9 protein-coding genes are annotated in these 10904 nt (G+C 72.6%); 5 read left to right on the top strand and 4 right to left on the bottom strand.

From position 1 onward, the window contains the following. Nucleotides 1-12: 12 nt before the first annotated feature. The gene (locus ACSU53_RS10530; protein ID WP_437026715.1) at nucleotides 13-816 is read right to left on the bottom strand and encodes an ABC transporter permease; all 804 of its coding nucleotides are present in this window, start codon (nucleotides 814-816) and stop codon (nucleotides 13-15) included. Beyond that, nucleotides 813-1799, bottom strand: coding sequence for an ATP-binding cassette domain-containing protein (locus tag ACSU53_RS10525; protein WP_437026713.1), 987 nt, complete (start codon nucleotides 1797-1799; stop codon nucleotides 813-815). The genes ACSU53_RS10530 and ACSU53_RS10525 overlap by 4 nt, the downstream gene beginning before the upstream one ends. A 370-nt stretch (nucleotides 1800-2169) precedes the next feature. On the opposite strand from ACSU53_RS10525, the gene ACSU53_RS10520 reads away from it, so the two are divergent. From ACSU53_RS10520 to ACSU53_RS10510, 3 genes are all read left to right on the top strand, one after another. Further along, nucleotides 2170-4419 (top strand): MMPL family transporter, encoded by a 2250-nt coding sequence (locus tag ACSU53_RS10520; RefSeq protein ID WP_437026711.1) that lies wholly within the window; start codon nucleotides 2170-2172, stop codon nucleotides 4417-4419. A gap of 62 nt (nucleotides 4420-4481) precedes the next feature. Beyond that, nucleotides 4482-5489, top strand: a complete 1008-nt coding sequence (sbnB, locus tag ACSU53_RS10515) for a 2,3-diaminopropionate biosynthesis protein SbnB (protein WP_437026709.1) — start codon at nucleotides 4482-4484, stop codon at nucleotides 5487-5489. Nucleotides 5490-5741: 252 nt separating this feature from the next. After that, complete coding sequence (locus ACSU53_RS10510) at nucleotides 5742-5954, top strand: hypothetical protein (protein WP_437026707.1); 213 nt, start codon at nucleotides 5742-5744, stop codon at nucleotides 5952-5954. A gap of 109 nt (nucleotides 5955-6063) precedes the next feature. Here the strand turns inward: ACSU53_RS10510 and ACSU53_RS10505 are convergent, their stop codons facing one another. Continuing rightward, nucleotides 6064-7998 carry a serine hydrolase domain-containing protein gene (locus tag ACSU53_RS10505; protein ID WP_437026705.1) on the bottom strand — a complete coding sequence of 645 codons (1935 nt, stop codon included), beginning with the start codon at nucleotides 7996-7998 and terminating at the stop codon, nucleotides 6064-6066. A 176-nt stretch (nucleotides 7999-8174) separates the two neighbouring features. Here ACSU53_RS10505 and ACSU53_RS10500 point away from each other — a divergent pair, with 176 nt between their 5' ends. Next, a complete protein-coding gene (locus ACSU53_RS10500) occupies nucleotides 8175-9422 on the top strand; it encodes a sensor histidine kinase (protein WP_437026703.1) in 1248 nt (415 codons plus the stop codon). Beyond that, nucleotides 9407-10051: a LuxR C-terminal-related transcriptional regulator gene (locus ACSU53_RS10495; protein ID WP_437026701.1), complete on the top strand. Its 645-nt coding sequence runs from the start codon at nucleotides 9407-9409 to the stop codon at nucleotides 10049-10051. The genes ACSU53_RS10500 and ACSU53_RS10495 overlap by 16 nt, the downstream gene beginning before the upstream one ends. A gap of 118 nt (nucleotides 10052-10169) precedes the next feature. Here ACSU53_RS10495 and ACSU53_RS10490 read toward each other — a convergent pair whose 3' ends face one another. Further along, nucleotides 10170-10661, bottom strand: coding sequence for a DinB family protein (locus tag ACSU53_RS10490; RefSeq protein WP_437026699.1), 492 nt, complete (start codon nucleotides 10659-10661; stop codon nucleotides 10170-10172). Nucleotides 10662-10904 lie beyond the last annotated feature (243 nt).

Here is a 10904-nt window from a genome sequence, read left to right as displayed (position 1 = left end):
AGGAAAACAAAGCTATCGCGTTGCCGATATGCGGTACACGCGCAGGCTGAGAGGTACGAGAACGGCGACGAGTGCTCCGATGCTGATCACCGAGACGAGCACGGCGTTCTCCACCGGGAAACTCCCGGACGTGGCGGCCCCGGTGTTTCCCCACAATTGCCGGCAGGCTTCCGAGACCGCGCTGACCGGATTCCACTCGGCGGCCGTCCGCAGCCAGCCGGGAAGCCCGGTCAGCGGCATGAACGAGCTGGAGAGGAAGGAGAAGAGCACCAGGAGCAGCGCGGCCACGCCGCTGATCGCCTCCAGGTTGCGCATCACCATGCCGAGGAGGGCGCCGACCCAGAGCATGGCGTAGGCGAAGCCGAGCAGCAGCAGGAAGCCGGCGGCGTTCTCGGCGAACGAGCCGTGCACCCGCCAGCCCACGGCGAGTCCGGTCACCGCGACGAGCGCGATGCTCAGGGCCGCGGCGGCGAGGTCGGCGAGGGTGTGGCTGACCAGGACGGTGGCCCGGCCCATCGGCAGCGAACGGAACCGGTCGATCAGTCCCTTGCCGAGGTCCCCGGCCACCCCGATCGCCGTGATGCCGATGCACGAGAGGCCGACCTGGGCGAAGACCCCGGCCATGATGTACTCGCGGTAGCTGCCGCCGGTGTTGCGCACCTCCACGACGGTCGCGAAGAGGTAGCCCAGGATCACCACCATTGCGACGGGCGTGAGCGCCACACCGATGATCTTCTCCGGGGTGCGCCGCAGATGGCGCAGGTGACGGCCGGTGAGGGCCGCGACGTCACTGCCGTGGGCAAGCACCGAACTCATGGGGACGCCTCCGCCTTCGCTGCGTCGGGGTGCGGGGCCGGCGCGCCCGTGGGCTCGCCGGTCAGATGGAAGAACACGTCGTCCAGCGAGGGGCGCCGCAGCGCGAACTCCTCGACGGTGATGTCCGCGTACTCGAGCGCGGTCGCGGCGGACGCCAGCGCGCCCATGCCGTCCGGCAGCTGCACCAGGAGGGTGCGCTGCCGCTCGTCCGGCTGCGGCGGGCAGACCGCCAGCGGGGCTAGCACGGCGGCCGCCGGCGCGAGGTCCGCGGCGTCGGCGACGGTCACCTCCAGTCGCTCGCCCCCGACCTTCCGCTTGAGCTCGTCGGAGGTGCCCTCGGCGATCACCCGGCCCCGGTCGACGACCAGGATCCGGTCCGCGAGGTGGTCCGCCTCCTCCAGGTACTGGGTGGTCAGCAGGACGGTGACGCCCCGGTCGGCCTCCTCCCGCACCATCCGCCACAGCGTCGCCCGGCTGGCCGGGTCGAGGCCGGTGGTCGGCTCGTCGAGGAAGAGCACCTCGGGCGAGGCGATCAGGCTGACGGCGAGGTCGAGGCGGCGCCGCATGCCACCCGAGTACGTGCCGGCGGGTTTGTCGGCGGCGGCCTCCAGCTCGAACTGCGCCAGCAGATCGGCGGCCCGGACGGCGGCGCCCCTGCGGCCGAGCCGCAGCAGCCGGCCGAGCAGCACGAGGTTCTCGCGCCCGGTCAGCAACTCGTCGACGGCGGCGTACTGCCCGGCGAGACCGATCCGGCGGCGCACCTCGCGCCGCTGCCGCACGACGTCGAAGCCCGCGACGCGAGCCGTGCCGGCATCGGGTTCGAGCAGGGTGGCGAGCGTGCGGACGGTGGTGGTCTTGCCCGCTCCGTTGGGCCCGAGCAGGCCGAGCACGGTGCCCGCCTCGACCGACAGGTCCACGCCGTCCAGGGCGCGGTGGCTGCCGTACTGCTTCGTCAGGCCGGCCGCCTCGATCGCGGTGTTCACGGAATTCCCCCTTTCACGCCTCAGGTGAATTGGTTGGCTGGATAGGGACTGGGGACGGTTCGTGAGGGTGGGTCAGTGTGGGGCGGGGTTTCCGGGTGAATGCATCACGTGCGGCGGACGCATCTCGTTCCACGCCGTCCGGACAACTCCCGACGAGAAGGAACCTAACCGTCGGCATGGCCGGATCGTGCCGTTCCCCCTGGCCACAGGCTGCCGCTGCAACATGCTGCAGGGTCGCTCACGCCCCGTTGGCAGGAAGCTGCCACGGCATTCAACTGACATGCGGAACAAAGGGGAGTGCGGGCCGCCGAAATCTACAGTGACTGCGTCGCTCATCACGGGCCCCGCTGACGTCCCACTGGGAGAGGTAATGGCAAGTCAACGAAATCTGGCGGCTTCGCTGGGCGCCTGGAGCGCCCGGCACCGCAAGACCGCACTTTTCGGATGGCTCCTCGCCGTCGTCGCGCTCACGGTCCTCGGCGGCATGACGGGGCAGCAGGGTCTGACCGAGGCGGACTACGGCACCGGGGAGTCCGGGCGGGCCGCCCGGGTCCTCGTCGACGCCGGCATCAAGACCCCGGCGCCCGAGATGATCCTGGTCCACAGCGAGGGCTTCACCGCCGAGGACCCAGCGTTCGAGAAGGCCGTCGCCGACGCCATCGCCGCCGTGGACGGGACCGGCCTCGCGCAGAACATCGGCGACCCGTACAAGACCGGCGCGGTCTCCGAGGACGGACACGACGCGCTGATCCAGTTCGCGGTGAAGGGCGACCCGGACACCGCCGCCGACCGCATCCAGCCGGTCGTCGACGCGCTCGCCGAGACCGACGAGGCCCACTCCGGCGTCACCCTCGGCCAGTACGGCGCCGCGAGCGGGCTCAAGGGCATCAACGACTCCCTCGGCGAGGACTTCACCCGCGCCGAGTTCACCGCGGTCCCGGTCGCCCTCGGCATCCTGCTCGTCGTGTTCGGCGCTCTCGTCGCCGCCGTCCTGCCGCTGATGCTGGCGATCACCGCCTGCGTCGCCGCCATGGGCCTGCTCGCGCTCTCCAGCCAGCTCGTCCCGGTCGACGCCATGACCAACTCGGTGCTGCTGCTGATGGGCCTCGCCGTCGGTGTCGACTACTGCCTCTTCTACATCCGCCGCGAGCGCGAGGAGCGTGCCGCCGGCCGCGACAAGGAGACCGCGCTGCGCATCGCCGCCGCGACCTCGGGCCGTTCGGTGCTGATCTCCGGCCTCACCGTGGCCGTCTCCATGGCCGGCATGTTCCTCTCCGGCCTCACGGTCTTCGAGGGCTTCGCCATCGCCACCATCGAGGTCGTGCTCATCGCGGTGCTCGGCTCCATGACGGTGCTGCCCGCCGTGATGGCGATGCTCGGTGACCGGATCGACGCCGGCCGCATCCCGTTCCTGCGCCGCAAGGCGGTCGTCCGCAGCGGGGGCGAGAAGCCGGGCCGCCTGCTCGGCGCGGTCCTCAGGGCGCCCGCCGTCTTCGCCGTGCTCGGCGTCGCGCTGTTCCTGCTCCTCGCCGCGCCCGCGCTGTCCATGAAGACCGAGAAGCTCGGCTTCGACCAGCTGCTCCCCGCCGACAACGTCACCGCGAAGACCGCCCAGCGGATCGAGGCCGTCTTCCCCGGCGCCCCGGCACCGGCCCAGATCGTCTTCAAGACCTCCGACATCACCTCCCCCGAGGCCACCGGCGCCCTCGCCGGCTTCAAGGAGCGCGCCCTGGCCTCCGGCCACGTCAAGAACCCCGTCGAGGTGACCGTCCACGAGGACGAGGACATCGCCGTCATCAACGCGCCGCTCGCCGGCGACGGCCGCAACGCCACGTCCGTCCGCGCCCTGGAGGAACTGCGCGGCGACATCATCCCCGCCACGCTGAAGCAGGACGCGTCCGACGAGGCCCTGGTCGGCGGTGACCTCGCCTTCTCCACCGACTACAACGACCAGCTCAAGTCGTCGATCGTGCCCGTCTTCGCCTTCGTGATGGGCGTCAGCTTCCTGCTGATGCTGCTCTGCTTCCGCTCCCCGGTCATCGCCGTCACCTCGATCGTCCTCAACCTCCTGTCCGTGGTCGCCGCCTACGGCGTGATGACCGCGGTCTTCCAGAAGGGCTGGGGCGACGAGCTGGTCGGCACCACGGCGGTCGGCGCCGTCGAGTCGTGGATGCCGCTGTTCGTCTTCGTCGTCCTGTTCGGCCTGTCGATGGACTACCACGTCTTCGTGGTCTCCCGGATCCGCGAGGCCTACGACCAGGGCCTCGACAACCGCGCGGCCGTCGCCCACGGCATCCGCGCCACCGCCGGGGTCGTCACCAGCGCCGGGCTCATCATGGTCGCCGTCTTCGCGGTCTTCGGCACCCTGTCCATGCAGGACTTCAAGCAGCTCGGCGTGGGCCTCGCCGTCGCGGTCCTCCTCGACGCGACCCTGGTGCGGGCCGTCCTGCTGCCCGCCGTCATGACCCTGCTCGGCCGGTCCAACTGGTGGCTGCCGTCCTGGCTGCGGTGGCTCCCGCAGCTCTCGCACGGCGAGGGCGCCCCGGCCCGGACGGCCGAGCACACCACGCCCCCCGCACAGCAGGCCGGCCCGGCCGAGCACACCCTCGCGGGCCGCTGAGCGACACGGCCCGCGCCCGCCCCCTCTCCTCGTCACTCCTCACGACCCAAGGACCCACCGGCATGTACGAGTTCAGCGTCGTCGGCGGCAAGGCCGCACGCGACATCATCGCGGCCTCCCGACCGGACATCGTCGAGGTCGTCCGCGACACCTACCTCGCCCACCACGACGGCGACTCGGTGAACCCCGACAGCTACTTCCTCCGCTTCCCCGACAAGCCCGACGCCCGCATCATCGCGCTGCCCGCCCACCTGGGTGCCGGCGCCGACGTCTCCGGCATCAAGTGGATCAGCAGCTTCCCGGCCAACATCGAGCGCGGCATACCGCGCGCCTCGGCCGCCCTGCTCCTCAACGACCACGAGACCGGCTACCCCTTCGCCTGCCTGGAGGCGTCCCAGATCAGCGCCGCCCGCACGGCCGCCTCCGCGGTGCTGGCCGCGGAGCAGCTGACCGGCGGACGCACCGCAGGCCGGCTGACCGTCGTCGGCGCGGGCATCATCGCCCGCAACATCCTGGAGTTCTTCGCCGCCCGTGACTGGCAGGTCGGTTCGGTCACGGTCCACGACCGCAACGAGGAGTACGGCGCCGCGCTCGCCGCCCACGCGACGAACGCCCTCGGCTACCCGTCCGCCACCGAGCCCGACCTCTCCTCCGCCCTCACCGGCGCCGACCTCGTCGTCCTCGCGACCACCGCGGCCGAGCCGTACATCACCGAGCCGGACGCCTTCGCACCCGGTCAGGTCGTCCTCAACATCTCGCTGCGCGACATCGGCCCCGAGCTCATCGAGGGGGCCTACAACATCCTCGACGACGTCGAGCACTGCCTGAAGGCCGACACCTCCCCGCACCTCGCCGAACAGAAGTACGGCGACCGGCACTTCGTCACCGGCACCCTCGCCCAGGTCGTCCGCGGCGAGGTGGCCGTCGGCGACGACAGGCCGGTCGTCTTCTCGCCCTTCGGCCTCGGCGTCCTCGACCTCGCCGTCGGCCTGCACGTCCTCCGCGCGGCCCGCGCGGCGGGCGAGGCCGTGGACATCGCGGACTTCTTCGGCGAGACCAGCCGCTGGTAGCCGGCCACCACCCCCACGCACGACGGGGCCCGGGCAGGTACCCACCTGCCCGGGCCCCGCGGCACGCCTCGCCTCGGTCACCGCGCCTGTGCGCAGGGCGTGTCGAAGGACGCGGACACCAGCCCACCTGCCCATGGTGTCCTTTTGATCATGTGATGTCATGACTGTGACCAGCGGCCCGACCAGCCGCTGTGAACACGGGGGGAAGGACTCTCAGGCATGCCCACACCAGCACCACCAGCAGTACGTGCGGTGTCTCACAGCACGCGGCGCCGCACCTGGCGCCCGGCCGACATCTACCTGGCCGGCGCCCTGGTAGCGGCAGGTGTCCATGCGGGGCTGCTGATCGTGCGCTTCGCGGCGTCCGACCCGCTCTTCGGCATCAGGGACCTCGGGATCGTTCCGGCGACCTTCGTGATCGCCCTGGTCGGGCAACACGGGGCACGGCGCAAGAAAGCCGGGTGAGGTGAGCTCCCGGCCCACACGGAACCGCCCGTCCGGGCCCATCGCGTCCCGGACGGGCGGTTCCCCTCCGTCCTCCTGCGGAGGCCGGGCGCCGGCCCGGCCCTCCGTCTCACCCCACCAGCCGGTACGAGGCGGCCACCCCGAGGAAGATCAGCGCCGCCAGCGTGCTGCACGTGTAGTGGAGCCGCCCGGTCACCGCCCACCAGCGGCGCCGCCAGGACAGGACCGTGCACACGACCATGGCGCCCGTGGTCGCCAGCGCCACGCCGGTCAGCGCCGGGACCGCCCGCAGCAGCGGCGAATCGCCCACGATGATCGTGCGGTTGAGGGCGTTCGGGTCGGCGGACAGCAGCACGAAGCAGACCACCGCCGCGATGATCAGCGCACCGGACGCCCACAGCAGCAGCCGCGCCGCCCGTGCCCCGGCCGGCGTGCCCGGGGAGCGGCGGCGGACCAGGGCGAGCACCGGCAGCGCCAGCACCGTCAGCGCGAGGAACGCCAGCGAGCCGAGCAGCACCTGCTGGTGCAGCACCGGGGAGAGGTACCAGGGCAGCCGCTCGTAGGAGACGGAGGCGTCGGAGGCGACCGAGAGGCGTCCGTCGCGGAACGCGAGGCGGTCCTGGCCGCCCTTCTCCTGGAACAGCCCCGGGCTCAGCTGCACCCAGTGCCGCTCGCTCACTTCCGGGTCGCGGGACAGCCCGGTCGTGGTCAGCGTCGCGCCCTCGCCCGCGGTCACCCGGACCGACCCGATCAGCGCGCTGACCCGGGTCAGCTCCGAGGAACTGGTCCGCGTGGAGCGGTACTCGCCCTCGTACGGCGTGACGTCGGCCCGCGAGACGGAGCGGCGGGCGCCGGCGGCGGTGCCGAAGTGGCCGGCGAAACGGTCCACGACCTCCTGCCCCGCGTACGCGGCGGAACCGTCCTCGCCGTCGCCGTTGTAGACGACGTACACCGCCGCGTCCCGGTCCGGCAGCAGGGCCAGGTTGCCGTGGAAGCCGGGCAGGTCACCGTCCTTGACCAGCATCCGCTGCCCGTCACGGACCCGCTCCTCCAGGATGTAGCCCAGGCCGGGCAGCCGGTCGTCGTTGCCGAACTGACGCGTCATCAGCGCGGCGGCCGAGCGTTCGGTCAGCACCGCACCGCCGCCGTCGAGCAGCGCCGTCAGCAGCCGGCCCATGTCGGCCGCCGTGGTGACCGCGCCCGCACCGGTCGGGGACCAGTCGCCGTACTGCCCGTCCTGGGCGCGCTGACCGCCGCCCGCCGGGCGGTGGCCGCGGGCGAGGCCGGCGGCGATGGCGGGGGGGTGCGGCTGCGCGAAGCTGGTCCGCGTCATCCCGAGCGGCCGCAGCACCGACTGCTCCAGGTAGTGCGCGAAGGGGGTGCCCGTCACCGACTCGACCAGGTAACCGGCCAGCGCCACACCGTAGTTGTCGTAGCTGGCGACCTCACCCGGCGGGCGCACCCGGCGCGGCTGGTGCGCGGCGAGGCTCTCACCGAGCGGGCGCACGTCCTCGGGCCGGGTGGCGGCCCGCCCGATGATGGTGTTGTCGAAGCCCGCCGTGTGCGTGAGCAGATCGCGTACCGTCACGGGGTGCCCCGGATACGTGTCCTTCACCTGGAAGGTCCTGAGGTAGCGGTTGACGTCGGCCGACAGGTCGAGACGGCCGCGCTCCACCTGCTGCAGGACCGCGACCGCCGTGAACAGCTTGGCGTCGGAGGCCAGGAAGAACCCGGTGCGCCGTGGGTCGACCGGGGTCCCCGCGTCGGTGTCGGCGACGCCGTAGCCGCGGGTGAGGACCGGCCGGCCGCGCTCGACGACCACCACCGACGCGCCGGGGATCCGGTGGTCGGCGAGCTGCCGGCGCACGAGCGCGTCGACGGTCCCCGGCAGACCGGACGTCCCGTCGGCCGCGGGGAGTCCGGAGGCGGCGCGGGTCTCCGCCCGCACCGCGGGGGTCGCCGAGGCGGTGCCGGCGCCCCCCGCCAGGAGCAGCGGGACGCACAGCGGGAGGAGCAGGTGCCGCAGTCGCTGTCGCATCGTCATGGAACAAGTCAAGACCGCGCGCAGGGAGCGGGACAGCCACCTCGGTGGCGTCCCGAGGGGGACCTGGGTACACCATCGGAGACGGGACGCACGTCCCCTGTGCACGGCCCCCGAACGGAGCAGACTCAGGGCATCGGCACGGCAGGGAGCCGTGCACAGAGGGGAATGGGACGACCGTGAACAGTCTGGACATACGCACCGGTTACCGAGCCGTCGGCAAGGGACTGCCCGTCCTCGGTCTCGTGATCGCGGAACTCGTCCTCTTCTGCCTCTTCCTGACCGCGGTCTCGCTGATCGGCATCGGCCTGGGCGTCCTGCTCGTCCCGGCGCTCGCCGTCGCCGTGCGGTCGGTGGTCAACGCCTCCCGCCGGCTCGCGGAGAACTGGTCGGGCCGGCCGATCGAGGAGCCGTACCTGCCCGCCCCCGCCGCCGAACCGGGTCTCAAGGGCCAGTGGCAGCGCACCCACTGGGTGCTCACCGACCCGGCGACCTGGCGCGACCTGGCCTGGATGCTGGTCAACCCGGTGGCCGGCGTGACCCTCGCCCTGATGCCCTTCGCCCTCGTCGTCAGCGGCGTCGGCGGCATCCTGATGCCCGCCTACTACCGCCCCATCGCCGACGCGGGCTCCAACTACTACCTGTGGATCCAGATCAGCGATCTGACCTCCGCCTTCTACTGCGCCGCCCTCGGCGTCGTCGTCCTGGCCGCCGGCCTGACCACCGGGCCCGCCCTGCTGCGCGCCCACGCCTCCCTGGCCCGCACCCTGCTCGCCCCGACCCGCACCGTCCAGCGCGTCCGCCGCCTCACCGACAGCCGCAGCGACGCCGTCAGCAGCTCCGCGGCCGAACTGCGCCGCATCGAGCGGGACCTGCACGACGGTGCGCAGGCCCGTCTGGTCGCCCTCGGCATGAACCTGGGCGTCGCCGAGCAGCTCCTCAGCAAGGACCCGGAGGCCGTCCGCGCCATTCTGTCCGACACCCGCAAGGCCTCCGCCGCCGCCCTGACCGAACTGCGCGACCTGGTCCGCGGCATCCACCCGCCGGTGCTCGCCGACCGCGGCCTCGCCGACGCGGTGCGCGCCCTCGCCATGGACAGCCCGCTCGACGTCACCGTCAACGCCGACCTGCCCGGCCGCCCCGAGGCGCCCGTGGAGTCCGCCATGTACTTCGCGGTCGCCGAGGCCCTCGCCAACGCCGCCAAGCACGCCGAGCCGGACACCGTGAGCATCGACCTCTGGTACGAGAACGGCTCCCTGCGCGGCCAGGTCATCGACGACGGCCGGGGCGGCGCCGACCCCTCGCGCGGCACCGGGCTGCGCGGCATCGAACGCCGGCTGGCGGCCTTCGACGGCCTCCTCGCCATCAACAGCAAGCCGGGCGGACCGACCACCCTCACCATGGAGCTGCCGTGCGTGTTGTCCTAGCCGAGGACCTCTTCCTGCTGCGGGACGGACTCGTCCGCCTGCTGGAGTCCTACGACTTCGAGGTGGTCGCCGCCGTGGACACCGGGCCCGGACTGCTCCGGGCCCTCCTCGACCACAAGCCGGACGTCGCGGTCGTCGACGTCCGGCTTCCGCCGTCGTTCACGGACGAGGGCCTGCGGGCCGCCCTGGAGGCCCGCAGCCACATCCCCGGCCTGCCGGTCCTCGTCCTCTCCCAGTACGTGGAGCAGCTCTACGCCCGCGAACTCCTCGCCGACGGCAGCGGCGGCATCGGCTACCTCCTCAAGGACCGGGTGTTCGACCCGGACGGCTTCGTGGACGCGGTGCGCCGCGTCGCGTCCGGCGGCACCGCGATGGACCCCGACGTCGTCGCCAAGCTGTTCGCCAAGGAGCACCACCGCGACGGCCCGCTCTCCCGCCTCACCCCGCGCGAGCGCGAGGTCCTCGGCCTGATGGCGGAGGGCCGCTCGAACGCGGCGATCGCCCAGGAGCTGGTGATCACCGAACGGGCGGTCATCAAGCACACGTCCAACATCTTCACCAAGCTGGACCTGCCCCCGTCGGAGGCGGACAACAGGCGCGTCCTCGCGGTCCTCGCCTACCTCAAGTGAGGTGCCGTCGGCACGCGTCACGGCTGCCGTCGCCGCCCGTCTCCGTGCGCTCGGGACGCGCCGACCGGTCGTCGGAGGCCGGCCGCCGCCGGCCGGTCCGTGCCCGGCTGACCCGGGATCAGCGCCCGGTCGACCCGTCGATCAGTTCGCGGAGGATGTCCGCGTGACCGGCGTGGCGGCCTGTCTCCTCGATCAGGTGCGTGAGGGCCCAGCGGGTGCTGGGTGAGGAGCGCCCGGGGAGAGGCGCGGCGAGGTCGGTGCAGGAGTCGAGTACGGCGTTCGCCCGGTCGACGGTCTCCCGGTAGCGGGCGACGACCTCCTCGACGCCGTCCTCCTCGGGGGCCCGGAAGGTGGCCTGCCAGTCGGTGACCCGTTCCCCGAGGAACGTCGCGCGCTCCACCCAGGTGAGGTGGTGCAGCAGGCCGAGCAGGTTCGTGCCGGACGGGACCGCGGCCGTCCGCACCCCGGGTTCGGGGGCACCGTCGACCTTGTCCGCCATCGAGGTCCGGAGGTAGTCCAGGAAGCCGCGCAGGACGTCGGCCTCGGTGTTCGCGGTCCGGGGCGGCGGGGTGTCCCGGCGTCGGCGGTGAGGGGCGGTGGGCGGGGGCATGGGGCCTCTTCCTTCGGTGGTGGAGCAAGGCGTCGGCGGGGCCGACGTGTTGGTGGGGGCCACGGGTTCGGTGGGCCGACGGGGTTCGGTGGGGCTCACCGGTTCGGTGAGGCCGACTGAAGCGGTGTGGTTCGGCGGGCCCGACCGGTTCGGTCGGCGGCCGACGGGTTCGATCGGCCGCGCCGGCCGGACCGACCGAACCAACCGAACCGGCCGAACCGGCCGAACCGGCCGGCCGCCGGG

This window comes from Streptomyces sp. enrichment culture (genome assembly GCF_964273255.1).
Taxonomy (GTDB): Bacteria; Actinomycetota; Actinomycetes; order Streptomycetales; family Streptomycetaceae; genus Streptomyces.
The sequence above is the reverse complement of the archived record's forward strand: the minus strand, read 5'-3'. Positions and strand labels throughout refer to the sequence as shown.